Annotated in this window: 23 protein-coding genes; 4 read left to right on the forward strand and 19 right to left on the reverse strand. The window is 67.6% G+C overall.

Going from position 1 to position 26093, the window contains the following annotated elements; genetic code table 11:
* The first annotated feature begins 176 nt into the window (after positions 1-176).
* Positions 177-683 carry a hypothetical protein gene (locus VLI63_RS01920; protein WP_409155775.1) on the forward strand — a complete coding sequence of 169 codons (507 nt, stop codon included), beginning with the start codon at positions 177-179 and terminating at the stop codon, positions 681-683.
* Between the two features lie 57 nt (positions 684-740).
* On the opposite strand, the gene VLI63_RS01925 is transcribed toward VLI63_RS01920, so the two are convergent.
* The 9 genes from VLI63_RS01925 to VLI63_RS01965 all read right to left on the reverse strand — a co-directional run bounded on the left by VLI63_RS01925 (position 741) and on the right by VLI63_RS01965 (position 10263).
* Positions 741-878 (reverse strand): hypothetical protein, encoded by a 138-nt coding sequence (locus VLI63_RS01925; RefSeq protein ID WP_290514965.1) that lies wholly within the window; start codon positions 876-878, stop codon positions 741-743.
* An 8-nt stretch (positions 879-886) separates the two neighbouring features.
* Positions 887-1552 (reverse strand): DsbA family protein, encoded by a 666-nt coding sequence (locus VLI63_RS01930; protein ID WP_409155218.1) that lies wholly within the window; start codon positions 1550-1552, stop codon positions 887-889.
* A gap of 219 nt (positions 1553-1771) precedes the next feature.
* Positions 1772-3157 (reverse strand): glycine--tRNA ligase, encoded by a 1386-nt coding sequence (locus VLI63_RS01935; RefSeq protein ID WP_354575853.1) that lies wholly within the window; start codon positions 3155-3157, stop codon positions 1772-1774.
* A 56-nt stretch (positions 3158-3213) separates the two neighbouring features.
* Positions 3214-4356 (reverse strand): cysteine desulfurase family protein, encoded by a 1143-nt coding sequence (locus VLI63_RS01940; protein ID WP_409155220.1) that lies wholly within the window; start codon positions 4354-4356, stop codon positions 3214-3216.
* Entirely contained in the window at positions 4353-5210 is an 858-nt protein-coding gene (gene nadC, locus VLI63_RS01945) for a carboxylating nicotinate-nucleotide diphosphorylase (protein ID WP_409155222.1), read from the reverse strand. Before nadC ends, VLI63_RS01940 begins: the two co-directional genes overlap by 4 nt.
* On the reverse strand, positions 5197-6756 hold the full coding sequence (gene nadB / locus VLI63_RS01950) for an L-aspartate oxidase (RefSeq protein ID WP_409155223.1): 1560 nt from the start codon (positions 6754-6756) through the stop codon (positions 5197-5199). Before nadB ends, nadC begins: the two co-directional genes overlap by 14 nt.
* Positions 6757-6758: 2 nt before the next feature.
* Positions 6759-8069: a quinolinate synthase NadA gene (nadA, locus tag VLI63_RS01955; protein ID WP_409155224.1), complete on the reverse strand. Its 1311-nt coding sequence runs from the start codon at positions 8067-8069 to the stop codon at positions 6759-6761.
* 32 nt (positions 8070-8101) lie between these two features.
* Positions 8102-8806: an NUDIX hydrolase gene (locus VLI63_RS01960; protein ID WP_409155225.1), complete on the reverse strand. Its 705-nt coding sequence runs from the start codon at positions 8804-8806 to the stop codon at positions 8102-8104.
* A gap of 389 nt (positions 8807-9195) precedes the next feature.
* Positions 9196-10263 (reverse strand): aminotransferase class V-fold PLP-dependent enzyme, encoded by a 1068-nt coding sequence (locus tag VLI63_RS01965; protein ID WP_409155226.1) that lies wholly within the window; start codon positions 10261-10263, stop codon positions 9196-9198.
* Between the two features lie 70 nt (positions 10264-10333).
* Here VLI63_RS01965 and VLI63_RS01970 point away from each other — a divergent pair, with 70 nt between their 5' ends.
* Positions 10334-11284 carry a LysR substrate-binding domain-containing protein gene (locus tag VLI63_RS01970; protein ID WP_409155227.1) on the forward strand — a complete coding sequence of 317 codons (951 nt, stop codon included), beginning with the start codon at positions 10334-10336 and terminating at the stop codon, positions 11282-11284.
* A gap of 2 nt (positions 11285-11286) precedes the next feature.
* Here VLI63_RS01970 and VLI63_RS01975 read toward each other — a convergent pair whose 3' ends face one another.
* The 3 genes from VLI63_RS01975 to recO all read right to left on the reverse strand — a co-directional run bounded on the left by VLI63_RS01975 (position 11287) and on the right by recO (position 14230).
* Positions 11287-12351: a Gfo/Idh/MocA family oxidoreductase gene (locus VLI63_RS01975; protein WP_409155228.1), complete on the reverse strand. Its 1065-nt coding sequence runs from the start codon at positions 12349-12351 to the stop codon at positions 11287-11289.
* Positions 12352-12653: 302 nt separating this feature from the next.
* Complete coding sequence (locus VLI63_RS01980; protein ID WP_409155229.1) at positions 12654-13454, reverse strand: isoprenyl transferase; 801 nt, start codon at positions 13452-13454, stop codon at positions 12654-12656.
* Positions 13451-14230 carry a DNA repair protein RecO gene (gene recO / locus VLI63_RS01985; RefSeq protein WP_409155230.1) on the reverse strand — a complete coding sequence of 260 codons (780 nt, stop codon included), beginning with the start codon at positions 14228-14230 and terminating at the stop codon, positions 13451-13453. The genes VLI63_RS01980 and recO overlap by 4 nt, the downstream gene beginning before the upstream one ends.
* 55 nt (positions 14231-14285) lie before the next feature.
* On the opposite strand from recO, the gene VLI63_RS01990 reads away from it, so the two are divergent.
* Complete coding sequence (locus tag VLI63_RS01990) at positions 14286-14963, forward strand: trimeric intracellular cation channel family protein (protein ID WP_409155231.1); 678 nt, start codon at positions 14286-14288, stop codon at positions 14961-14963.
* On the opposite strand, the gene VLI63_RS01995 is transcribed toward VLI63_RS01990, so the two are convergent.
* Positions 14932-15945 (reverse strand): D-alanine--D-alanine ligase family protein, encoded by a 1014-nt coding sequence (locus VLI63_RS01995; RefSeq protein ID WP_409155232.1) that lies wholly within the window; start codon positions 15943-15945, stop codon positions 14932-14934. The genes VLI63_RS01990 and VLI63_RS01995 overlap by 32 nt on opposite strands.
* Entirely contained in the window at positions 15942-17075 is a 1134-nt protein-coding gene (gene alr, locus VLI63_RS02000; RefSeq protein ID WP_409155233.1) for an alanine racemase, read from the reverse strand. The genes VLI63_RS01995 and alr overlap by 4 nt, the downstream gene beginning before the upstream one ends.
* 65 nt (positions 17076-17140) lie before the next feature.
* Here alr and VLI63_RS02005 point away from each other — a divergent pair, with 65 nt between their 5' ends.
* A complete protein-coding gene (locus tag VLI63_RS02005) occupies positions 17141-17908 on the forward strand; it encodes an SDR family oxidoreductase (protein WP_409155234.1) in 768 nt (255 codons plus the stop codon).
* A 167-nt stretch (positions 17909-18075) separates the two neighbouring features.
* On the opposite strand, the gene leuA is transcribed toward VLI63_RS02005, so the two are convergent.
* The 5 genes from leuA to VLI63_RS02030 all read right to left on the reverse strand — a co-directional run bounded on the left by leuA (position 18076) and on the right by VLI63_RS02030 (position 26070).
* A complete protein-coding gene (gene leuA, locus VLI63_RS02010) occupies positions 18076-19836 on the reverse strand; it encodes a 2-isopropylmalate synthase (protein ID WP_409155236.1) in 1761 nt (586 codons plus the stop codon).
* A 163-nt stretch (positions 19837-19999) separates the two neighbouring features.
* A complete protein-coding gene (locus tag VLI63_RS02015; RefSeq protein ID WP_409155237.1) occupies positions 20000-22432 on the reverse strand; it encodes a bifunctional lysylphosphatidylglycerol flippase/synthetase MprF in 2433 nt (810 codons plus the stop codon).
* Positions 22433-22458: 26 nt separating this feature from the next.
* The gene (locus tag VLI63_RS02020; protein WP_409155238.1) at positions 22459-23763 is read right to left on the reverse strand and encodes an alpha/beta hydrolase; all 1305 of its coding nucleotides are present in this window, start codon (positions 23761-23763) and stop codon (positions 22459-22461) included.
* Between the two features lie 151 nt (positions 23764-23914).
* On the reverse strand, positions 23915-25312 hold the full coding sequence (locus VLI63_RS02025; protein WP_409155239.1) for an FtsX-like permease family protein: 1398 nt from the start codon (positions 25310-25312) through the stop codon (positions 23915-23917).
* Positions 25309-26070 (reverse strand): ABC transporter ATP-binding protein, encoded by a 762-nt coding sequence (locus VLI63_RS02030; RefSeq protein ID WP_409155240.1) that lies wholly within the window; start codon positions 26068-26070, stop codon positions 25309-25311. Before VLI63_RS02030 ends, VLI63_RS02025 begins: the two co-directional genes overlap by 4 nt.
* Positions 26071-26093: the final 23 nt, after the last annotated feature.

Raw genomic sequence — 26093 nt, forward strand, 5'->3', positions numbered from 1 at the left:
CCGAGCGAGTCGGAGGCCTCTTCGATCCCATCGCTCCCCAGGTCCTCGAGGCGGCACCGCCGGCATATGCGGTTCAGCCACCTCACCCGAGCGCCAATACCTGGGGTGTGTGGCTTATCGCAAGCGTTGCCGCAGTTGCGGTCGGAGTGCGGACAGCCTCAGCCTCGCTGCTCCCCGTGGCTTCCCCCGTCGTGCCCCTGGTGACCTTTTTCGCGCTCTTGGCGCTGGTGGCCTGCCTCGCGATCTGGGACAGAAGGGTGCTGCGGGCCCGGGGACTCAGAGCCGCCTCCGCGTGGTGGATACTGCTGCTTCCTCCCATCGCTTATTTCGTGGCGCGCCGGGTTGCTCTGAAGAAACAGGGCATCCGAGCGAACGCTCCCGGCAACGTCTATGTGCTGACGATCTTCGCCGCGGCAGCACTCACTTCCGTCGCGCTCGCGCCGATGGCCCTAGCCCGGATGGATGCCGCGTCGCTGCGCCTGCTCGAGCAGCAGGCATCCGCCGAACTTCAACGACAGACTGCGGTGTCGTGGACGGTCACCTGTCCGGACGGAGCGCCGGTGACGATCGTCGGGTCGAGCTTCGACTGTGCCGCTATCGACGCCACGGGACGGGCGGTGCGATTCACCGCGCACGTGCTGCACCCCCGAGAGTTCTCGGTCGATCCTGCTGTGCTGCAATAGATCCTCGATAGGGCGGCTTTGGACCAGAATTCACGCGGATAAAGCCACGGGAACCCGTTACACCAGGTCTTCGTCGAGACGACGGTTCACCACTGCCTGCTCGTGGTGGTCGGGAATCGCACAGGAGTCTCCCTCGCAGGCCGCCGCGGTCGGATCGCCCACCAGGGTGAGGGGGATCGTCAGTGGCCTGGTCACGGCATCCGTCACTGGATGGCCTCTCGTTCGGTTCGTACCTGTTCGAGCACGTTAGCGAAGGTCGTCGCATCCTGTGCTCCCGACACCCCGTACTTGCCGTCGATGACGAAGAAGGGCACGCCCTGGATGCCGTACTCGATCGCCTGGGCGACGTCAGCCTTCACGTCGGGAAGATAGGTCTCGTCCGTGAGCACGCGCACGACCTCTGCACGGTCGAGGCCGATTTCGGCCGCGAGGTCGGCGAGGTCTTCGATGCGACCCACGTGTCGACCGTCGACGAAGTACGCCTTCAGCAACCGCTCTTTCATGTCCAGCTGCCGGTCCACCGACTTGGCGTAGTGGATGAGCTCGTGCGCCTTAACCGTGTTGGTCTGGTGCACGTGGTCGTAGTCGTAGTCCAGCCCGACAGAGGCCGCGATGCCGGTGACGTTGGCGAGCATCTCGGTCACCTGCTGCACCGGGATCCCTTTGCGCTGGCTGAGATAGTCGACCGGGCTGCCGTCGAAGTCAACGGGGGTGTCGGGAGCGAGCTCGAACGAGTGGTACTCCACCTCGACATCGCCTCCGAAGGCGGCGGCTACCGCCTCGAACTTTCTCTTGCCGATGTAGCACCAGGGGCACTGCACATCCGACCAGATATCGACTTTGATGGGGCTAAGGGTTCTGTCACTCACCCTCGGTGCAACGCCCCGGCCTGGCGCGTATTCCCCAGCGAGAGCACAAATGAGCCCCCGGGTACCCATACCCGGGGGCTCAAAGCCATTGCTGGCAACACAGGCAGAGACGGTCGTCCCGAACGCCCGACCTCCGGCCAATTCCGAAGATACGGGCAGACAGGACCGTCTCCCGAATCAGACGCGCCGATGGAAGACCCGGATTTTTGAAAACTGGTGCTACGCGCCGACCAGCTGCTCCGCGAGGTAGGCCACGACACGGTCGAGCGAGATGCGTTCCTGCGCCATCGAATCCCGTTCGCGAACCGTCACGGCATTGTCTTCGAGGGTGTCGAAGTCGATGGTGATGCAGAACGGCGTGCCGATTTCATCCTGGCGCCGGTAGCGACGACCGATGGCACCGGCGTCGTCGAACTCGATGTTCCAGTACTTGCGCAGGTCGGCCGCAAGCGACCGCGCGACCGGCGACAGCTGCTCATTTCGGGACAGCGGGAGAACCGCTACCTTGACCGGGGAGAGGCGCCGATCGAGACGCAACACCGTGCGTTTGTCCACCCCGCCCTTCGTGTTCGGGGCCTCATCCTCGTGGTACGCGTCGGCCAGGAAGGCCATGAGCGCCCGAGTGAGGCCGAATGCCGGCTCGATGACGAATGGGATCCACCGCTCGTTCTTGGTCTGGTCGAAGTACGACAGGTCGACCCCGGAGCCCTCCGAATGGGTCTTGAGGTCGAAGTCCGTGCGGTTGGCGACGCCCATGAGCTCGCCCCATTCGCTGCCCGCGAACCGGAACCGATACTCGAGGTCGACGGTGCGCTTCGAGTAGTGCGACAGCTTCTCCTGCGGGTGCTCGAAGCGGCGGATGTTGTCGGAGCTGATGCCGAGGTCGGCGAACCACGCCTCGCAGGCGTCGATCCAGTATTCGAACCACTCGTCGTCGGTGCCGGGCTCGACGAAGAATTCCATCTCCATCTGCTCGAACTCGCGCGTGCGGAAGATGAAGTTGCCGGGCGTGATCTCGTTGCGGAAGCTCTTGCCCACCTGCGCTATGCCGAAGGGCGGCTTCAGGCGCGAAGTCGCGAGCACGTTGGCGAAGTTGGTGAAGATGCCCTGGGCGGTCTCGGGGCGCAGGTAGTGCAGCCCCTCCTCGTTGTCGACGGGGCCGAGGAAGGTCTTGAGAAGGCCGGAGAAGTTCTGGGGCTCGGTCCACGAACCCGGCTGCCCGGTCTCGGGATCCTTGATGTCCGCGAGGCCATTGACCGGGGGGTGGCCGTGCTTCTCCTCGTAGGCCTCGAGCAGGTGATCCGCGCGGTAGCGCTTGTGGGTGTGTAGCGACTCCACAAGGGGGTCGCTGAAGACCTCGACGTGGCCGGAGACCTCCCAGACGCGCTTGGGGAGGATGACCGCGGAGTCGAGCCCCACGATGTCGTCCCGGCCCTGCACCATGAACTGCCACCACTGGCGTTTGATGTTCTCTTTGAGGGCCGTGCCGAGAGGCCCGTAGTCCCAGGCGGAACGCGAACCCCCGTAGATCTCTCCCGATTGGAAGACGAAACCCCGGCGCTTGGCGAGATTGATGACGGGATCGAGCGGGGAGGCGTTGGCCACGAAGAACTCCAAAGGTCAGCCGCGCTGGGTGCGCGGTCGCAGGGCAAGCCCCAATCCTAGTTTGTGCCGCCAGCGCCGATCGCGGCCACTGCGAGGGTCACCTCGCGCGCGACGCGACCCAGTTCCTCGGCTCCGAGCGCTTCGGTGAAACTGAACCGGACGGCGGTCTGCGCGACCTCCGGGCTGATCCCCACGGCGAGAAGCACGGCGGAGGGCTCATCGCTCCCGGCGGCGCAGGCCGACCCGCTCGAGCAGACTATGCCCCGCCGCTCGAGTTCCAGGACTATCGATTCGCCGCTCGTCCCGGCGAAGGTGAAGGAGGCGTTGCCTGCCAGCCGGGAGCCTGCGGAGCCGGTGAGTCGTGCGCTCGGAACGGCGGCGAGGATGTCGCGGATGAGCCCGTCCCGCGCCTCAGCGAGACTGGCGGCCCTCGCGCGCGACAGTTCCGCCAGCTCGAGAGCGACCGCGAGTCCGACGGCGCCGGCCACATTCTCGGTGCCCGACCTTCGGCCGCGCTCCTGCCCTCCGCCGTGGACGAGGGGTTCGACGGCGATCCGGGATGCCAGGAAGACCGCGCCGATCCCCTTCGGCGCGCCGAACTTGTGACCGGAGATGCTGAGCGCATCCACCCCGAGCGCGCGCACGTGGAGCGGGAGGGATCCGGGAGCCTGCACCGCATCGGTGTGCACGGCCGCGCCGACCGCATGAGCGGCCAGCGCAAGGGAGGAGATCGGTTGAACGGTGCCGATCTCGTTGTTGGCGTACATGACGCTGGCGAGGGTGGTGTCCGCACGGAGCGCGGCGCTGAACTCTGGCAGCCCGACCAGCCCGTCACCGTCCACGGCGAGGCGCGTGATCTCGAAGCCGTGGAACCGCTCGAGGTAGGCGCAACTCTCGAGCACTGCAGGATGCTCGATCGCGCTCGTGACGATGTGGCGGCCGCGCGGGTTGGCGAGAGCGATTCCGATGACCGCGAGGTTCGCCCCCTCGGTGCCACCCGAGGTGAACACGACCTCGGAGGGCCGACAGCCGAAGACCGCCGCCACCCGGGATCGGGCCTCCGCGAGCGCTGCCGCGGCGGATACCCCGGCCTCGTTATGGCTCGAAGGGTTGCCGTACTCCGCGGTGAGGAGGGGCCACATCGCCTCGAGGACCTCCCGGCGAACGCTGGTCGTCGCCGCGGAGTCGAGGTAGATCACGGCCGGTCGACCGCGATGTCGAGACCGAGATCCAGGGAGCGCACGCTGTGGGTCAGAGCCCCGACCGAGATGATGTCCACCCCGGTTCGGGCGATCGCCGCGACGGTGTCGAGCGTGACCGAGCCGCTGGCCTCGATGATCGCCCGGCCGTCGATGAGGGCGACTCCCTCGCGCAACTGCTCGACGCTGAAATTGTCGAGCATGATCGTGTCGACTCCGGCGGAGAGCACCGCCTCGACCTGGTCGAGGCGATCCACCTCCACCTCGAGATGCACGGTGTGCCCGAGGCGGCTGCGCACCTCGCGGAGTGCCTCTGTGAGGTCGCGCCCGCCCGCGGTGAGCACGGCGAGGTGGTTGTCCTTGGCCATCACCGCGTCGGAGAGGGAGAATCGGTGATTGAATCCGCCACCACAGCGCACCGCATGGCGTTCGAAGGCCCGGAGGCCGGGCGTGGTCTTGCGGGTGTCGACGATGCGAGCGGCGGTGCCGGACGTCTCTGCGACATAGCGGGCGGTGAGAGTGGCGATCCCGGACATCCGCTGCACGAAGTTGAGACCGATGCGCTCCGCCTGCAGTACGGCGCGCGCGGATCCCGTGACCTCGGCGAGCACAGCGCCCGTCTCGAAGGCGCCACCCTCCCCCAGCATCCCGTCGACCCGGATGCGGGCATCGGTGAGCCGCATCGCCGCCCTGAAGACCTCTCCCCCGCTGAAGACCCCCTGCTCACGCGCGACGAGACGAGCCGTGGCGGTGGCACCCTCGGGGATGAGGGATTCCGACGTGATGTCGCCCCAGGGCGCGTCTTCGGCGAGCGCCATCCGCACGACCGGTTCGATCTGGTTAGACGAGAGCATGACTGGTGTCCTTCGCTGGTGCGAGTGCCGACTGGAGCGGGGTGGCCCGCACCCGGGAGTGCCGGGCGAAGCGTTCATCGGGGTGAGGAAAGTCGTCGCGGTAGTGGGCTCCCCTCGATTCGCGACGGTCGAGCGCCGCATCGACGAGGAGGCGGGCGAGATCGAGCAGGTTGCGGTCTTCGAGGGCTGCGAAGGAGTCGCCGGCCGGCGCACGCCAGCCGCCCAAGCGAGAGCGTGCATGCTGCAGCCCCTCTGCCGTGCGGAATAGTCCGGCGTCTGCCCAGAGCAGAGCCTGCAACTCGGCGCGCTCGAAGGGTTCACCAGGCGAAGTGGCCGGCGAGTGGAGAACAGTGTCAGCAGCCGGATCATCCTCTGGCCAGGGAAGGCCGAGGGAGTCCACGGACCGCCAAGCGAAGACGAGCGACTCCAGCAGCGAGTTGGATGCGAGCCGATTGGCCCCATGCACTCCGGTGCTCGCCACCTCTCCCACGGCGTAGAGACCGGGCAGCGTGCTGCGTCCCCAGAGGTCGGTCTCGATGCCGCCCATCCAATAGTGCGCCGCCGGGGTGACCGGGATCGGTTGCCGCGACCAGTCGAACCCGTGAGCGCGGCAGACCCGGTCGATGCCCGGGAAGCGCTCGGCGAGAAATGGGCCACCGAGGCTGGTGGCGTCGAGCAGCACCGGTGTCCCGCCCTGCGCGGCCATCTGGCGGGCGATGCCGCGGGCCACGACGTCTCGGGGAGCGAGTTCGGCATCCGGATGCCAGTCCGCCATGAACCGGCGGCCGGCAGCGTCGAGCAGCAGCGCACCCTCGCCGCGCACCGCTTCGGACACCAGGAAGTTGCCGGGCACGGCGAGCGAGGTGGGATGAAACTGGTAGAACTCCATATCGGCGAGACGAGCCCCCGCGCGGAACGCTGCGGCGGCGCCGTCACCGGTGGCGACCGCGGGATTGGTGGTGTGGGAGTAGAGCTGGCCTGCTCCCCCGCTCGCCAGGATCACGGCATCCGCTTCGAGACGGGACACCGAGCCGGCGGCATCGACCATCTCGACTCCGCAGACCCGCCCATCGGTGACCAGCAGGTCGCGCACGAAGGTGAATTCGAGGATGCGCACGCCAGAGGAGCGCACGGCCCGCACCAGCGCGCACTCTATGCCCGCTCCGGTGGCATCACCACCGGCGTGCAGGATGCGCGCGCGGGAATGCGCCGCCTCGCGGCCTCGCGAGAGGACACCATGCTCCCGATCGAACTCGACACCGAGCGCCAGCAGGTCCCGGATGCGCTCCGGCCCCTCGGCGCAGAGGATCTCGACCGCCTCGCGCGAATTGAGACCAGCGCCCGACGCCAGCGTGTCCTCGACGTGGGAGGTGATGCTGTCGTCGGGGAACATCACCGCAGCGATGCCGCCCTGGGCGTAGCGGGTATTGCTCTCCCCCAGCTCCGCCTTGGTGAGGAGGGTGACCTCGTGGGTGCGCTCGGCACGCAACGCCGCGACGAGCCCGGCGATCCCGGTACCGACGACGATCACCACTGGCCTGGTCACCGTCAGTCCCCGATCACGTCGGCCGAGGCGACGGGCGCGCCGGGCTGGGCCGCGAGCATGCGCTCGAGGGCGACGCGGGCGGGCGCGGCGACCTGTTCGGGCACCGTGATCCGGTTGAGCACCTCTCCCCGTACGAGCGCCTCGAGCACCCAGGCGAGATAGCCGGGGTGGATGCGGTACATCGTCGAACACGGGCAGACGACGGGGTCGAGGCTGAAGATCGTGTGCTGCGGATACTGGGCCGCAAGCCGGTTGACCATGTTGATCTCCGTGCCGATCGCAAAGGTGGTTGGCTCGGTCGCGGCAGCGATCGCCTTGCCGATGAAGTCGGTGGACCCGGCGGCGTCCGCGGCGTCCACGACCTCCATCGGGCACTCCGGGTGCACGAGCACGGTCACTCCGGGGAAGTCGGCTCGCGCTTTGTCGATCTGGGCGACGCTGAAGCGCTTGTGCACGGAGCAGAATCCGTGCCACAGGATGACGCGGGCATCCGCAAGCGACGCCTCGCTGTTGCCCCCGAAGGGCTTCCGCGGATTCCACATCGGCATGAGTTCGAGCGGCACGCCCATCGCCTTCGCGGTGTTGCGTCCCAGGTGCTGGTCGGGGAAGAAGAGCACCCGCTGGCCGCGAGCGAAGGCCCACTCGAGCACGGTCGCCGCGTTGGAGGAGGTGCAGACGATGCCGCCGTGGTCCCCGCAGAAGCCCTTGAGAGCCGCAGAGGAATTCATGTAGGTGACCGGGATCACTGGCACTCGGCCCTCGGCATCCGGCTCGGTGCCGTAAAGCTCGGTGAGCTGCTCCCAGCACTCCTCCACCGAGTCGATGTCGGCCATGTCGGCCATGGAGCACCCGGCTGCGAGATTCGGCAGGATCACCGACTGGTGCGGGCCCGCGAGGATGTCGGCGGTCTCGGCCATGAAGTGCACGCCGCAGAACACGATCGCCTCCGCAGCCGGCGTGGAGCGGGCGGCGTTCGCGAGTTGGAACGAGTCGCCCACGAAATCGGCGAACTGCACAACCTCATCCCGTTGGTAGAAGTGTCCGAGCACGACGACCCGGTCGCCGAGCGTCTCCTTGGCTGCTCGGATGCGATCGGCGAGCTGGTCCCGCGATGCAGTGCGGTACTCCTCGGGCAGCTGCCCCTGGCGCGGGCTCCCCACCGGGATGACATCACCCATCGACGAGCCCGGTCCGTAGCTCGGCTCGGGCTGCCGGTCGAACACCCAGGGACCCTCGGCGAGGTCCGGGCTGCAGACGGCCCCCTCGACCGCTCCGGCGCGGATGAGCTGGATGGTGGTGTCGACAGATGACACGGTGTCTCCCTGGTTGTCGAGGCGTGATGCGGCTAGGAACGAGCAAGCGGTCCGCGGTCGGTGAGTTCGACCGCGCCGTTGTAGCGATAGAGCTTCGGCGGTCGATGGCGCCCGCCCGAGAGATGTTCGCCGGTGGCGATGATGGCCGGAGAGGACTCCATCTGGCGACGGAAGTTCGCCGGATCGAGTGCCCGGCGCAGCACGGCCTCGTGCACGTTCCGTAGCTCGGCGAGGGTGAAGGTCTCGCCGAGGAAGGCATGGGCGATGCGGCTGTATTCCACCTTCGTGCGCAGCCGCCAGAGGGCATAGTCGACGATGGCGTTGTGGTCGAAGGCGAGCAGCGGGAGCTCGTCCGCCGGAAACCAGCGCACGTTCTCTCCCACCGCGGCGAGCTGCGCCTCTTCCGAGCGCACGAGCGCCCAGTAGACGATGGAGACGACGCGGTCACCCGGGGAGCGCTCGATCTCGCCGAACGCGTAGAGCTGCTCCAGGTAGGTCGGGCTGAGGGCCGTCGTGTCGAGAAGGTGACGCCCGGCGGCTCTTTCCAGGCCCTCGCTCGGATCGATCGGACCTCCCGGCAAGGCCCACCGGCCGGCGAAGGGCTCCCGGATGCGGCGGACGAGAGGCAGCCTCAGTGACGCCGCCTCGCCCTCGTTGTCGGCCTTGAGCGCGAAGATCACCGTGGAGACCGCGAGCGAGACCGGCGCCGCGTCGCGCTGGGGCGTGCTGTCGTCCATGATCACCTCGCCATCCGCCCAGTAACAGTCATCCTGACTCTAACATGGCGGATTCGGGTCACTCGTGAGGGCATCGGGCTGAATGGGGCGATGTCCGCCTCCGATCCCCGCGGGTATCGCGTCATCGCCCCGGCGGGCAGTGCTCCATCGCCCCGGTGGGTACGAAGACTCGGCCGGTGTCAGCGTCCGTCGCCGAAGACGAACCAAGAAGCGCGATCGCGGGGCCCGTGGAGAGAGTCTCTATCCCTCTCCTCGCTCCGCGGAGACCGGCGCAGAGCGCCCAGCAGCCCTGCTTCTCTGTCCACAACGATGCTGGAGACACGGCGGATCAGCCCGCCGCCCCCGATCGTTGCGCGCGACAGGGCCGGTCACCCGCCCAGTCGGGCCGATCAGGGCCGCAGTGCTGCGACGACCGCCGCGACATCCGCCTCGTCGTTCCACAGGTGGAAGGCTGCGCGAAGGCGACCGGCACGCCCCGAGGCCTTGATGCCCGCGGCGACGAGTTTGTGCAGGTCCGCGGCATCCGGATCCGCCCAGGTCACTATCGCCTGGTGCTGCTGCGGAATGCCGAGCCCATCGCAGAGCAGGTCGCCGAGGCCGCTGCTGTACGCCCAGACTTCGGCGATATCGAGCTGGGAGAACATGCGGATGGCGGGCTCCGCTCCCACCCAGGCCGGCCAGGCCGGCGAGACGTCGAACGCTCGCGCGTCCGTCGCAAGCACCATGTGCGGTCCATAGCAGGACTGCCAGACCTGGTCCCCCGCGTACCAGCCCGCCTGCAGCGGTCGCAGCTGGGCCTGGAAGCGGTCACTCAGGGTGAGGAATGCGACTCCGCGCGGGGCACATAGCCACTTGTAGCTGTGGCACACGGTCGCATCGAAGAGCGATGCATCCACCGGGTGCACCCCGGCCGACTGGGTCGTGTCGCAGAAGGTGTGGGCGTCGTGGGCGGCCGCCGCAGCGACGATGGCTGCGACATCCGCCACCACTCCCGTGGACGACTGGATGTGGGAGAACACGACGAGCCAGGTGTCATCGCTGATGGAGTTCGCGAGGTCGGCGAGCGACACGGTGCGCAGCCGGATACCGGGCTGCTGCATGAGGGGAAACACAATCGAAGAGAAATCCCCGTCGACACTCAGTACCTCGGCCCCGTCGGGAACGGCCGCCGCGACGAGGCTCGTGATGACCGAGGTCTGCGAGCCCGTTGCGACCCGATCCGGCGTCACGCCGACGAGCCGGGCATATGAACGACGCGTGCGTTCGACTATGGCGTCGTAGTCCATCGGATCACGACGAGCGGCGCCCCAGAGGTCAAGGTCGGCCTTCTGGGCTGCGACCGTCTCGCGGGTCGGGATGCCGATCGAAGCGACGGCAAGGAAGCCACTGGATGGCTCGAAGCTCGCCCGAGCCTGCTGGAGTTCGGGCGAAAGGGCGGGTCGCGTCGCAGTGGTCATGCGTCCAGCATGCCGCGGCACTATTCATGCGACAAGAGCATACTTTCGATAGAACCAATAACATCGGGTTATGACTCTCGTCTTCGACCCTCAGCTCGACCTGCAGACGATCCGGATCGTGCGCGCGATCGCCGACAGCGGCACGATAACCGGTGCGGCGCGACTGCTCGGCTACAGCCAGCCCGCGGTGAGCCAGCATGTGCAACGCGCAGAGGCTCGTCTCAACCTCCCGTTGGTGACGAGGGTCGGGCGCTCGGTCCGCCTCACCGAGGCCGGGACGGTGCTCGCCCGTCACGCCCTCACGATCGCCTCGGCGCTCGAGGCGGCATCCGGCGACCTCGCCGACCTCGCCGGACTTCGCACGGGATCGGTGCGCCTCGCCGCCTTCCCCACTGCGTCATCCACCATCGTGCCGCGGCTGCTTGCCTCCATGGCCCTGCAGCATCCCGGCCTGCGGGTGAACTACGTGGAGGCCCAGCCTCCCGAGGCCGTTGCGATGTTGCGGGAAGGCAGCATCGACCTCGCGATCACCTTCAGCTACCCCGGCGACAGGTCAGACCCCCACGTCGACAGCGCGAACGGGCTCGGCGCGGAGACCCTCTTCACCGAAGACACCGTCGTGGTGCTCAGCTCCGGTCATCCGCTGGCCGACCAGCCGGTGGTGGACCTCGCCGGGCTCTCCGACGAACGATGGATCGCCGGATGCCCGCGCTGCCGCGGCCACCTCCTCGCCGTCTGCGAACTCGCCGGCTTCGCCCCGGCTATCGCTTTCGAGACCGACAACGCCAGTGCCGTGATCAACATGGTGGCCAGTGGCCTCGGTGTGGCGATGCTTCCGCGTCTCGCATTGGTGGCCGCAGCGCTGCCCCCCGGGGCCGTGATCCGTTCGCACACGCCGGCCAGCGCCCGCAGCATCCACCTCATCGCCAACGAAGGTGCGAGGCGGGTGCCGAGTCTCGCGGCGACCAGCCGTGTACTCCACGAACTCGACGGCAACGACTGGGGGCTCGTGACCGTGTGAGGTCAGCGGGTGAAGCCGTGCACGCCTTCGATGATGCGCAGGGTCTCCAGCGCGTCCCGCGGGTCGACCGGCGGCACCGCGCCATCCCGGATGGCTGCGGCTGCCCCCCGGTAGAACGCGGCATAGTCACCAGCCTCGGTGGGTACCTTCGTGAGAGGGAAGTCCTCCGAACCCGTGATTCCGATCGTGCCCCAACTATCCTCCGACGCGATTCCGAAGCCCGGGTCCGTCGGGGATCCCCCCGCACCGAGCGCGGGCTCCTGGCCGTCGAGGCCGTAGATCGTGAAGGCGGATCGATCGCCGAGCACGCGGAAGCGCGGACCGTTCTGCCCGGCGAAACGGCTGATGGTGAGGTGGGAGCGTGTGCCGGAGGAGTGAAGCAGGGAGATGAATGCCTCGTCGTCGCTCACGCCACCCGCTCTCAGGATCGAGAGTTCGGCATCCGCGATGGTGGCCGGCCCGAAGAGGTGCAGAGCCTGGTCGATCAGATGGCTTCCGAGGTCGAAGGTGATCCCCGCGCCCTGCGCGCTGGTCGAGGTGTCCTGCCAGCGGTCGCGCAGGCCGGGAGACCAGCGCTCGAAGGTGGACTCGAAGCGGTGCACTGTGCCGAGCGCGCCCTCTGCGAGGAGCTTCTGCAGGGTGAGGAAGTCGCCGTCCCAGCGGCGGTTCTGGAACACCATCAGCGGTCGTGCGGCGGCCTCGGCCGCGGCGATGAGCTGCTCGGCCTCGGCGACGGATGCCGCAAAGGGCTTGTCGACGACGACGGCGGATCCGGCGGCCAGAGCCGCGAGTCCCTGCTCGAGGTGGGCGTGACCCGGCGAGGCGAGCACCACCAGGTCGAGACCCCGCGCCACGAGCTCGGAAGGGGTGTCGACGGTCTCGATGGTCGGATGCTGCGAGCGGGCCACAGTCTGCCGTCCGGCATGACTCGTGGCGACGACGTCGAGCGAGAAACGCGGATTCGCCGCGATGAAGGGGGCGTGGAAGACCCGGCCGGAGAGCCCATAGCCGATGATGCCGGTGCGGATAGGGGCGGAGTCGGGTGCGCTCAGATCGGGGGTGCTCATGAGGCCAGAATATCGATTCGCCGCACCGGGGCCCGCGCAAGACCGGTATGACCGGCGAGGGATGCCCTTTCCCGCACGGCGAGAGAGTGCCATTCTCGCCAGCCGGCGACTATCGAGGGCGATGGTGCTGTCCGCACAGCGCAGACTGGACGGATGCTCTCCTTCCGCGATCCCCTGCGGCGGCCGGCCCGCGTGGTGGTCGCCGGCGTGAGCGGGGTCGGCAAGTCGACGCTCGCCGGGCGGTCTGCGGTCTCCCGCGACCTCACCTAAAGCAGAGGGCCTGCGTGGGGCTGCTGTACAGCTCAGACCGAAGGGGCGTCCACCGCACCGCCGAAGCGACGGGTGCGCTGCGCGTAGAGCACGATCGCCTCCCACAGTTGCTCGCGGGTGAAATCCGGCCAGAGCGTGTCGAGGAACACCATCTCGGCATAGGCACTCTGCCAGAGCATGAAGTTGCTCGTGCGCTGCTCGCCCGAGCTGCGCACGAAGAGGTCGACATCCGGCAGGTCGGGGGCATAGAGCCGCTTCTGGATGGTCTTCTCGCTGATGCCCGAAGGTTTGAGCCGTCCGTCGGCGACGTCGTCGGCGATCGCACGAACGGCATCCGCGATCTCGGTACGGCCGCCGTAGTTGACGCACATGGTGAGGGTGAGCACCGAATTGCCGGCCGTCAGTCTTTCGGCGAACTGCAGCTCGTCGATGACGGATGCCCAGAGCCTGGGCTTGCGTCCGGCCCAGCGCACCCGAACGCCCCAGTCATTCAGCTGGTCGCGGCGGCGGTGCAGTACGTCGCGGTTGAAGCCCATGAGAAAGCGCACCTCGTCGGGAGACCGCTTCCAGTTCTCGGTCGAAAAGGCGTACACGCTGAGGTGCTTCACCCCGATCTGGATGGCGCCGGCGACGACGTCGAGCAGCGAGGCCTCCCCCGCCTTGTGGCCCTCCACCCGCGTGAGGCCCTTGCTGTTCGCCCAGCGACCGTTGCCGTCCATCACGATGGCGACGTGCTCGGGCACCGCGTTCTTCGGCAGCTTCGGCGGGTAGAGGCCGGTCCAATCGATCGGCTTGAAGTCGACGGCGTCGCGGTGGGTCTTCGGCTTGCTCACGAGGCCTCGATCCGGGAGACGATCGGGGTCTCGATACGCTCACTGGCACGGGTCGCGCGATCGACATGCTCGAGAGAACGCAACCCGCGGTCGAGATGGAACTGGGTGTAGGCGGCGACGATACCGCTCGCCTGCGAGCGGGTGCGGTCGTCCGCATCATCCGCCGTCTCCCACTCTCCGGTGAGCAGCGAGGAGAGCAGCAGCAGGGTCTTCGCGTCGAGGCGGGGAGCGCCGGGCGGTGCAACGGCATCCGCGACGACTCCACCGAGCTGCACGACGAACGCGGAATGCGGTCCGGGGGCTCCGGTGACCGAACAGTCGTCGAAGCTCGGCGACCAGCCGGCGATCGACAGGGCTCGAAGCAGATACGAGTCGAGGGTGAGGCTCGCCCCATGTTCGTGCCGGGCGAGGGACCGGAGGGCGCCCACGAGCAGCAGGTACTGCTGCAGGCTCGGCTCGCCCTCGGTGAGTTTGTCGGCGGTCTCCACCATCGCGCTCGCGGCCGTGTAGCTGCCGTAGTCCGCGGTGATGTCGGCGCCGTATGACCCTACCGATTCGGCCTGCGTGATGATGTCGAGACTGCGACCCTCATAGAGCTGCACGTCGGCCACCATGAACGGTTCGAGACGGGCCCCGAACTTTGAGGCGGTGCGGCGCACCCCCTTGGCCACAGCGCGAACCTTGCCGTGCTGTCGCGTGAGCATGGTGACGATGCGATCGGCCTCACCCAGCTTGTGGGTGCGCAGCACGACGGCTTCGTCACGGTAGAGAGGCATCCGCCAATTATCGTCGTCCCGGCTGGGCGAACCAGCGTGCCGTGCCGTGGTAACAATGACTGTGAACGCCAGCCCCCTCATCATCCCCCTCTGGGCGGATCTCCTCGCGATCGCCGTCGGCGGAGTGCAGGGAGCGATGTTCGCCGCACAATTTCGCGATCGTCGACTCGATCTGCTCGGTGTCGCGCTCATCGGCATCGCCGCGGGCACCGGCGGCGGACTCTTTCGCGACCTGCTGCTCAACCAGGTGCCGGTGGCTCTTCGGCTGAACTGGTACCTCATCGTGGCCGTCGGCGCTGCTCTGCTCGGAATGCTTCTCGAGCGCCTGTTCCAGCGCCTCGGCCGAGTCATCACGGGACTCGACGCCCTCACGATCGGACTCTTCTGCGCCATCGGCACGACCAAGGCGCTCACGCTCGGCCTGCCCGAGATCCCTTCGATCTTCGTCGGGGTGCTCTCGGCCGTGGGGGGTTCCATCCTTCGTGACCTGCTGCTCAACCTGCCGATCGCGCTGATGCACGTCGGATCGCTCTATGCCATCGCTGCGGTCGCGGGCGCCGGAACCCTTGTCACCCTCGTCGCGCTCGAAGTCCCGATGTTCGTCGCCGCCGTGGTGTGCGTCGCCGTGACCTTCGGGGTCCGAGTGCTCGCGGTTCTCTTCAAGTGGAGCCTTCCGGAGCAGCGACGGCTGGAGCGGATGCCTAGATGGCGGCGACGCTCCGCGCGCCGCTGAACGCGACGACTGCCCGGTCGATGAGTCGACTCAAGAGCTCGGTATAGCTCACGCCGACGGCCTGCCACATGCGTGGATACTGACTGAACGCCGTGAGCCCCGGCAGGGTGTTGACCTCGTTGAGGGTGATCGTGCCGTCGGCCCCGAGGAAGAAGTCAACTCGGGCGAGCCCCTCGCAGTCGAGGGTGCGGAAGGCAAGCGCTGCGAGCTCGACGAGTCGGGTGCTCGCGGCCTCCGGGATCTGCGCCGGTACCTCCAGTGTGGCCCCGCCACCGGCCGTGTACTTGGCCGTGTAGTCGAAGAACGTCGTGGAATCCTCGGTGAGGATACGCAGAGGAGCGCCGACTTCGAGGCTCCCGTCGAGCTGCTGAAGCACCCCCAGATCCACCTCGTCACCGACGATCGTCTTCTGCACGAGCGCGGTCGAATCGTGCTGCAATGCGAGCGCCACGGCAGCGGCCATCCCTCCGGCGGATTCCACCCGGCTCGCCCCGACACTCGAACCGGAGCGATTCGGTTTGACGAACACCGGAAACCCGAGTGCTTCGGCGAGAGCAACCGCATCTCCGGCCGTCGCCGCCATCACTGACTTGGTCGGGATGGTGGGAATGCCGGCGAGCTCGAGCAGGCGCTGGGCGAGGAGCTTGTCCATGGCGAGCGCACTCGCGAGCACGCCGCAGCCCACATAGGGAATGCGGGCGAGTTCGAGGAGACCCTGAACCGTGCCATCCTCTCCGAAGCGGCCGTGCAGCGCGGGAAAGGCGATGTCGATGCCGTCGAGATCGGGAAAGCGGGTTCCGCCGGTCGCCTCGGCGAGGGCATCCACCGACTCGAGACGATGCCAGCCTCCGTCGCGGTCGATGCCGATGAGCACCGGCTCGAAACGCTCGGGGTCGAGGTGGGATGCCACGCTCCGCGCGGAATTGCACGACACCTCGTGCTCGTTGTTCGCCCCGCCGAAGACGATGCCGATGCGCTTCACGAAAAAGTCCTTTGGGTCTTGTTGGTATGACGCCTGGCCATGCGGCCACCGAGGCCGGTGAGTATCTCGTGGGCGATCGTACCGGTTACGGTCGCCCACTCCTGGGCATCCGGTTCGCCGTCGCTCGGCGAACCGAGCAACACCACTTCGTCGCCGAGGGCCACCTCGGCGTCTCCGACATCGACGACGAGCTGGTCCATGGAGATCGCTCCGACGACGGGATGACGCACGCCGCCGATCACGACCTCCCCGCCGTGTGAGAGGTCGCGGGGAATGCCATCGCCATAGCCCACCGGTACGAGCACGAGCGTGGTGTCCGCCGAGGAGACCCAGGCGTGGTTGTAGCTGACCCCCGTGCCGGCGGCCACGCGCTTCAGCTGGGTGACGCGCGACACCACCCGCATCGCCGGCTCGAGGGCGTGCGTGAGCCCCACCACGGTTTCGATTCCGTAGAGGGCAGCACCGCAGCGCACAAGGTCGAACCAGGTGTCGGGATGCTCGAGGGCACCGGCAGAATTCGCCAGGTGCAGGACGCCGGGCGCGAGACCGAGCTCGCGGGCACGAGCGACCCCTCGTTCGAAGGCTTTCACCTGGTAGGCCGTCGAACCGGGTTCCGCGTCCGCGGCGAGGGCGAGGTGCGACCAGATCCCCGTGACGTGCACGGTGGAGGATGCGAGCGCGGCCGAGATGAGGGCGTCCCAGGCGTATTCGGGAGCACCGCCCCGCGACATCCCCGTGTCGAGTTCCAGGTGGACATCGGCGGCATCCCCGAGGGCTGCGATGGCCTCGAGCGTCTCGACATTGGCGCAGGAGATGGTCACACCGGCGCTCACGGCCGCGCGAAGGTCGCACCAGGGATCGGCGAGCCAGCAGAGGATCGGCGCGGCGATTCCCGCGGATCGCACCGCCAGGGCTTCGTCCACCGTCGCGACACCGAGCCACGTCGCCCCGGCCTCGAGTGCGGTGGTCGCGACCTCGATGACGCCGTGGCCGAAGCCATCCGCCTTCACAACGGCGAGGATCGGGGTTCCGGTGATGTCGCGGATGCGACCGATATTGCGGGCGATCGCGCCGAGATCGACGATCCGGGTGGCGAGCGGGCCGGAGTTCGGGTGCTCCAGCGAGGTCATGCTCCCAGAATACCGACGGGCGTCCGCCTGCCCGGAACGCGCCGCGGTGGGGCACAATGTGCATCATGAGGACGATCCTGGTCACCGGCGGAACCGCGCAACTGGGGCGACCGACGGTCAGCGCGCTCCAGGAGGCCGGCCACGTCGTGCGCGTGCTCAGTCGGTCCCACTCGGCTGGCACGCTATCGGGCGACCTCCTCACCGGACGAGGCCTCGGTCGAGCCCTCTCGGGAGTCGAGACGGTCGTGCACCTCGCCAGCACAGGTTCCGCCCAGGACGTCGCGGCCACCACGCTTCTCAGCGCCTTCGCCCGGTCGGCCGGGGTGGAGCATGTCGTCTTCATGTCGATAGTCGGCATCGACGACATCCCCCTGCCCTACTACCGCGCCAAGCGGGAGGCGGAAGGGGTGATCGTCGCTTCGGGCATCCCCCACACCGTCCTGCGCGCGACGCAGTTCCACTCCTTCGTCGAGAGCCTGTTCACTGCGCAACGCCGCATTCTCCCGGTGACGCTCGTGCCCCGATTCTCGTTCCAGGCGATTTCCGTGCACGATGTCGCGGCGCGGCTCGTGGAGCTCGTTGCGGCGGGTCCTGCCGGCCGCGTGCCCGACATCGGCGGCCCGCAGGTGCTCACCGGCCACGAACTCGCGACCCGCTGGAAGCTCGCCGCCGGATCGCGCCGGCCCCTGGTTCCCCTGCGAATCTCCGGGCGCACGGTTGCCGCCTTCGCCGCGGGGGCCGACCTCGTGCCCGGGCCACCCTTCGGCCAGGGAACCTTCGAGGAGCACCTCGCCGCTCGCTACCCTCTGGCGCGGTCCGAGAGCTCGAGGTGACCCTCCTGCCGCTCGGGGTCCGGGTCGACCCCGTGGCCCCCAGAAACGTCCCCCCTGACCGGGACCGAAGCACCCCGGAGTGACGCGCGCACCCGAACGGAACGGCGCGCGTGTCACTCGGGGCGCAGAGGTCGAGAAACCCCGAGTGACGAGCGCACCCGCACGACTTAGACGGAGGCCAACTCCCGATCGCCGGACTCCTCGCGCACTGCCCGGTTGACGGCCGAGACGACCGCCTTGAGGGATGCCGTGGAGATATCGGCGTCGATGCCGACGCCCCAGAGACGCACGCCGTTCACATTCAGTTCGACATAGGCCGCAGCGAGAGCATCCCCACCGCCGCTGAGCGCATGCTCGACGTAGTCGTAGAGCTTGACCTCGACGCCCTGCTCGGTGAGCACGTTGAGGAAGGCCGCGATCGGACCGTTGCCGGTGGTGTCAGTCGTCACGAACTGCTCGCCGACCCGCAGCTCGGTGTGCAGCGAGACAGTTCCGGACATGTCGCTCTGCGTGCGCGTCGAGGCGAGCTCGAACTGGCCCCACTTGTCCTCCGCCGCGGAGGCCGGCAGGTACTCGTCCTGGAAGATCTCCCAGATCTCGGCGCTCGTGACCTCGCCACCCTCGGCATCCGTCTTGGCCTGCACGACACCGGAGAACTCGATCTGGAGCTTGCGCGGAAGGTCGAGGGCGTGGTCGTTCTTGAGCAGGTAGGCGACGCCGCCCTTGCCCGACTGCGAGTTGACCCGGATGACGGCTTCGTAGCTGCGCCCGAGGTCCTTGGGATCGATCGGCAGGTACGGCACCGCCCAGACGAGCTCGTCAACGGTGACGCCCTTGTCGGCGGCATCCGCGGCCATGGCCTCGAATCCCTTCTTGATCGCGTCCTGGTGCGACCCGCTGAATGCCGTGTAGACCAGGTCGCCGGCCCAGGGGTGACGCTCGGGAACGGGCAGTTGGTTCACGTACTCCACCGTGCGCTTGACCTCGTCTAGATCGCTGAAGTCGATCTGCGGGTCGATGCCCTGGGTGAACAGGTTGATTCCGAGCGCCACAATGTCGACGTTGCCGGTGCGCTCGCCGTTGCCGAAGAGACAGCCCTCGATGCGGTCCGCGCCGGCGAGATAGCCGAGCTCGGCCGCGGCCACCGCGGTTCCACGGTCGTTGTGCGGGTGCAGCGAGAGGATGATGTTCTCGCGCTGGTCGAGGCGGCGCGACATCCACTCGATAGAGTCCGCATAGACGTTGGGAGTCGCCATCTCCACCGTCGCCGGCAGGTTGATGATGACCTTGCGCTCGGGAGTGGGTTCGAAGATCGCGATGACCTTGTTGCAGACCTCGAGAGCGAATTCGAGCTCGGTGCCCGTGTAGCTCTCCGGCGAGTACTCGTAGAAGATCTCGGTGCCCGCGGTGATCGACTCCGCCGCTTTGCAGAGGCGGGCCCCCTCGAGGGCGATGTCGATGATGCCCTGTTTGTCGGTGCGGAACACCACGTCGCGCTGCAGCACGCTCGTGGAGTTGTAGAGATGCACGATGGCCCGCTTCGCCCCGATGAGCGACTCGTAGGTGCGGTTGATCAGCGCCTCGCGCGCCTGGGTGAGCACCTGGATCGTCACGTCATCCGGAATCAGGTCGTCCTCGATGAGGCTGCGCACGAAGTCGAAGTCCGTCTGGGATGCCGAGGGGAAGCCGACCTCGATCTCCTTGTAGCCCATGCGAACCAGCAGCTCGAACATGATGCGCTTGCGCTCGGGACTCATCGGATCGATGAGCGCCTGGTTTCCGTCACGCAGGTCGACAGCGCACCAGCGCGGGGCGACCGTGATGCGCTTGGACGGCCAGGTGCGGTCCGGCAGGTCGACGGTGAGGGTCTCGTGATACGGGCGGTACTTGTGGATCGGCATTGCAGAAGCCGACTGTGTGTTCTTCATTGTCTCGCTCTTTCGCTTGGTCTGAGATGGTCAGCCAACGGCGCTGTTGCAGCACCAGTCTCCGCGACGAGGGAGGCCTGGGTTAGGACTCGTCGCGGCAGCTAAGAAGGAGCAGGCCGAACAGCACAATTCCGAGGATAGCACCGCGCGCACCGGCAATCCTCTAGCCGCGTCCCCGCAGAAACCGCACAGTCTGCGAAACACTCAGAGAGGGCAGGTAGGCCCGCCCGAGAGCAGCGCCGATCGCCGGGAGGGCGAGGGGATCGGGGTAGGCCATGAGCATCGCCTTCAACTCTGGCTTGAACTTCTGTTTGAAGGTGAAGAGGGATTGGAATCCGTAGACCGGTTCGAGGCTGCGGGCGAGGAAGGCCAGGAGGCGATCCGTGCCGTCGGATGCCTCCGACGCAGACTCCCGACGCGCGAGCGGCGCGGCAGACAGACTCATGAACTCGATTCCCCGCTGCTGCATGAGCAGAGCGGCGGAGGCGATGAGGAACTCCATCACCCCGTTCATGCTGCCGGGACGGCGCCGCATGAAGTCCAGCGTCCAGCCGATGATCTCGCCCTCGCGATACGTGGGCATCCAGCTCGTCACGGCTTCGACGACGTCATCGTCCCCGACGGCCAGCAACACCGCGACATCCGGATCGCGCAGCTCGTCCAGGCCGCCGAGGGTGAAGCCGAGCTCCGGCAGCTTCTTGTCGGCGACCCAGGATTCGGAGATCGCCTCGATCTGGGCGCTGTGGGCGATCGAGAGCTTTGCCCAGCTGGTCCAGACCGCGTGTACTCCGAGGCGCTCGGCGCGGTTGATCGAGGAACGCACGTCCTGCCAGCTCTTGCCCTGGGTCGAGAAGGTGGCGGGATGCACGATGGTCTCCTCCGCGACCACCATCGTCGACCAGCCCATCGCCTGGAACTGCGGCTGGAACTCGTTGTCCACGCTGTAGAACACCGGGGTCCATCCGTTGTCGTCGCAGAAGACCGCGAACTGCCGCACCGCCTCGGCGGCGAACTCGCCACGGCCGAGCGGGCCCCCGGTGGTGAGCGCGACTCCGGAGACCACCCGGTACGCCACTGCGGCGTGACCGTCGGCACTGAACCAGTAATCGTTGCCGTCCCACAGGGCCATATGGCCGATGGAGCCGCCGCCCTCGAGCAGCAGTAGGCGCGCACGATCACGCTCGGCGAAGCTGTAGCGGTTGCGATCGGAGAAGAAGAGCGGGAGTGTCGCCGCGATGAACACCAACCAGAAGGCCGGCCCGATCCCCTGGTACAGGATGCGGGTGAACGGCGCCACGGGGATGAACGGCACCGTCTCGAGGCGAAGGAAGCCGACGGGCACGAAACGGTCCGGCAGGTCGAGAAGGAGCTGAAGCAGGCTCGGCGCGGGACGGAACTGCAGGCGATCCAACCATCCCCCACCGAGGTAGAGACCGCAGAGCACCACGAAGGTGCCCACCACAGTGAGGATGAACCGCACCATCGACCGACGCGGGATCCGCACGGTGAAGTGGCGCAGGTTGACGGCGATGAGCGCGGCGATCACGAGCGGCACGAGCACCGAGACGGCCAAGCGGGCCACGGGCTCGAGCCCCGAGGCGTAGTCGGAGACGACCTCGTCGCTTCCCGACGCCGGGAGGAACCCGTAGTAGAACGCGGCGACGAGGGCCAGGAACAGGTTGACAGCGATCGCGATGAGGGCGGCGCTTCGACGCCCCCTCAGCATGCCGAGAGCGGCGACGATCAGCACGATGAGCGGCAGCGGCGCGAGCAGGACGGTGCCGGGGCCATTGATGCTGGCGAGAGCGAGCTGGAGGTGGCATCCGGGTGAGGTCGCGTGACCGAGGCAATGGTGGATCACGGTCTGCATGCGTGGCAACTGGTCGCGGAACAGCATGCCGAGCGGATGCAGCGGACCATACCGCGCTGGCGTGAAGATACTCACGAACGGCCCGGCCGCGGTGATCATCAGCAGCACTGCCGTAAGGCTCCGCGCTTCGTAGTGCGAACTGCGTGCCCACCGGGCGGACGGATGGGTGCGCGCCAGCACCATCCCCAGCCCGAGACCGGCGAGGGCGGCGATGATTCGGAAGAGGTCGGAGGGCTGCCCCGAATACAGGAACACGATGGTGAGCGCCGCGAACCCGAGCACACGCACGCGTCGGCGCCACAGCGGGCCGGCGAAGGCGCTGGCCGTGAGAATCGTGCCCGAAATCGCGGTGAACGGATCGAAGACGACGAACTCCTGGATCCGAACGGCCCAGACCTCCCGCGCGAGCAGGCCTGCCGCCTGCAGAAGTGTTCCGATTCCCGCGCCGACATACGCGGTGACGATGAACGCCAGGAGGGTGCGCCACCATCCCATCAGTCGTTCGGCAGCCCCGACGAGGATGACAAGCGCCGCGATGGACACCAGGAGTTCGAACCACCCTGAGGCGAAGAGCACCGAGGTGATGGGCGAGAACAGGCTGTGCGCCTGGAGAAACGCGTCGAGACCGGTTCCGACCAATGGCCTGAGTCCGGCTCTGGGCCCGCGAAGCAGCGAACCGGTGACGAAGGCGAGCACGAGCATGAGACCCGCGATCGAGATACTCACCCGTCGCTCAGTGATAAAGCGCCTCATCAGAGTCCCCAGCGCGCGGCGAGGATCGGAATACCCTGGCGCAGCGCGAACTGCACAGTATGCCAGTCGTGCGCGGTACCCGGGGACTGCTCGTAGTGCACGGTCATGCCGGCGGCCCGAGCCGCGTTCGAGACGGTCACGGCTGCCGCTCCGTATCGCGTGTCGTTCTGGCCGACGAAGAAGACCCCGAGCGTGTCGGTATAGGGAGCACCGGCGGCGAGAAGGGCGACGGGTGCGGCCGCGGCATAGGCGGCCGGCGATCCGCCGAAGCCCTGGGCGACTGTGACCGCGAGGGAAGTGCGGAACGGCACCAGTTGTCCAGAGATGTCGAAGATGTTGCCGTACAGTCCGTGGAATTTCGCCCCGAGCTGGATGGAGCACGTTCCCCCCTGCGAGAAGCCTCCGATCGCCCAGTCGGCGCGGGCGGGCAGAACGTGCAGGTGATGAGTGATCCAGTTCGGGACATCCTGCGTGAGGTAGGTCTCGGAGTTGCCGAGCGACGAGTCGACACACATCGGATTGAGTTGGGGAGCCCCGAGCTGGTCGGGGATGACCACGATCGGCGCGAGGCCGGCATGCGCTGCCGCGAACTGGTCGAGAATCGCCTCCATCGCGCCGGAGGTGATCAGGTTCGACGGCGCACCCGGCTGGCCCGAGAGCATCTCGATCACCGGAAGTCGCGGCGCACCCGCGACCAGCGCGGCGGGGGGAAGGTAGACCAGCGCGCTGCGGGCGGCGAAGTGCGAGATCGTGGCCGGGATGGTCACGGATCCCACCGTCCCCACCTTCGGCATCCCTGCCGGGGCATGCCAACTCTGCGCCAGCGTCTCGATCACCGTGCTGGCGGGGATCGGGGTGGGAGTAGAGGCCGGAAGGGTGAGTTTGGTGATCGAATTCACCCCGAGCGCCGAGCCGAGGGTCGGGAACTCCGCGACATCCACATTCACCCCGATCGCCCCGGCGAGCGCGAACAGGAAGACGGATGCGCTGCCGAGCACCACGCGCCACGCGCGCGCCCGCCACAGGCCCGCAATCGCGAACCCGATGCCGCCGACACCCAGCGCGAACCAGAGCCGGGTGATCGGGGTGAGGGCCACGCCGAAGCTGTTCCACACGTCACTCACCAGCCAGGCGAGCACGAGTCCGACACCGGCGCCGGCGACACCGCCGATCAGCTGGACGGGCAGCCAGCGACGCACCGGCCGACGGGTCGCCAGCACCACGAGAGCGACGAGGGCGAGCGCATAGACGACGATCGGAAAGGGGCCCGTCTCGAGACGAAGATCGAGCAGTTGTTGCGACATCGGGTTCCCCTCACACACACGCAGCAGTTGCGCACGCTCATTATGGGCACGCCAGCGGGAGCCGAGACTGGCCTTGGTGCCTCCCTGTGAGAGCCCTCAGCAAAACAGGGCGCTTAGCTGGTCGGCGGCTGTGACCGCCGACCAAAACTCACTATTCCACCGCGAGTGCCGCGACCGGTGCGATCCGCGTGGCCCGACGGGACGGGGCCACGGATGCCACCAGCGTGAGCACTGCAGCGGCCACGGCCAGGATCGCGAGAAGCGCGAGCGGTATCGCGGGAAGCACGATGCCCGGCGACCCGGTGATCGAACCGAGCAGCGACTGGGCACCAGCCCAGCCGTAGAAGGTACCGAGGACGAGGCCGACGAGCACGGCCGCGACAGTCAGCTGCGCGCTCTCGGCGAGGATCATCGTGCGCACCTGCCGGGCCGTGAAGCCGAGCGCCCGGAGCAGGCCCAGTTCCCTCGTGCGCTGCAACACGCTCATCGAGAGGTTGTTCACCATCCCGACCGCGGCGATGAGCGCGCTGAATCCCATGAGCACCGAGAAGACGACCACCGTCACCGTGAGAGTCCGGTCGACTCCCTGGTAGACCTCCGGCTGGGCCCTCTGCGCATTCGTGATGATCACCTGATAGCTCTCGACACACACCGCGAACATCGTGACGAGCGTCACCCCGATGACGAGTCCGATCGTGGTACGCGAACTGCGTTCGGGGTAGCGCACCGCGTTCTCCGCAGCGAGCCGTGCCGGTGCGCTGCGTCCGAACATCCGTCCGGTGAGTCTCAGGGCGACCGGCATCACCAGCGGGGAGCCGAGCACCAGCCCGGTGAACGACAAGAGCCCGCCGACCACCCCGACGAGCACCCCGAGAGGACTCACCAGGCCGATCACCATGCCGAGCACGAGCAGAGCGCCACCGAGGGCGAAGAAGACGACGGCCACGACGGAGCGCCCACGACCACCCGCAGCCTCGTCGAGCGACTTCTCCACCGCTCCCCCCGTCGCCTGCATCGGAGATACCTGCAACACCCGGCGAGAGCCGATCCACGACGCGAGCCAGGTCGTGAGCACGACCGCGACGATCGGTAGCGCGATCACCGGGCCGAGATAGCTGTAGGGATGCGAGGGCACGACTCCGGTCGCAACCGACACGCTCACGAGCCCGATCGTGATCGCGGTGCCGAGGACGGCGCCGATCACCGATCCCACCGCGCCGACGACCAGACCCTCGCGGGCCACCGCCCTTCGCTGGTCCGAAGCACTCGATCCGATGAGGCGATAGAGCGCGATAGTGCGCGTTCGCCCGGCGATGATCGTGGCGAAGGTGTTCGCGGTGACGATCGACCCCACATAGACCGCGATGACGATGAAGACCGAAGCGACGACCTGCAACAGGGCCGCGACGGTGGCGCTCGACCCGGTGACACTGTCCGCCGCAAGAACCTGCGCGAGCACGCCGGTGGTCTCCAGCAGGCAGACACCGAAGGCGGAGCTCAGTGCGGCCACGAGTGTGCTCGGAAGCTGCTCCGCGAGGGGACGTCTCATGCTGCCTTCTCCATTGTGAGCATCAGGCGGGAGATCTCTTCGGCCGATGACCGGGCGCGATCGTCGACGACCCGACCGTCGGCGAGAAACAGGATGCGGTCGGCGAAGCTCGCAGCGATCGGGTCGTGGGTGACCATCGCGATGCTCTGCCCGTATTCGGCGCTTGCGGCAGCGAGCAGGGACAACACCTCGCGACCGGTTCGGGAGTCGAGGTTGCCGGTCGGCTCATCGGCGAAGACCAGGTCGGGTCGGGTGCCGAGAGCCCGGGCGATGGCCACACGCTGCTGCTGGCCGCCCGAGAGTTCGTGCGGACGATGCTTCAGGCGGTCGCCGAGCCCGAGCGTGTCGATGAGCCGCTCGATCCAGGCCGATTCGTCGCGGGTGGGGCGACGTCCGTCCAGTTCGAAGGGCAGCAGGATGTTCCCTCGCACGTCGAGCGTCGGCACGAGATTGAAGGCCTGGAAGACGAAGCCGACCCGGCGCCGCCTCAGGATGGTGAGGTCGGAATCCGGAAGGCCGGTGATCTCGGTGTCTCCGAGCCAGGCCTGTCCCGTGGTGGCGGTGTCGAGGCCCGCCATGATGTGCATGAGTGTGGACTTGCCCGATCCGCTCGGCCCCATGATGGCCGTGAACTCGCCGGAGCGGATGCCGATCGAGACGTCGTCGAGCGCGGTGACCGGGTTGGTGGCCGATCCGTAGGACTTGGTGAGGTGGGAGACCCGGGCAACGAGCCCGGCTTCTGAATGATCGAATGACATACTCCGACGCTACGGTCGCGTCT

The organism is Lacisediminihabitans sp. H27-G8 (genome assembly GCF_046156175.1).
In the GTDB taxonomy this organism is placed as follows: Bacteria; Actinomycetota; Actinomycetes; order Actinomycetales; family Microbacteriaceae; genus Lacisediminihabitans.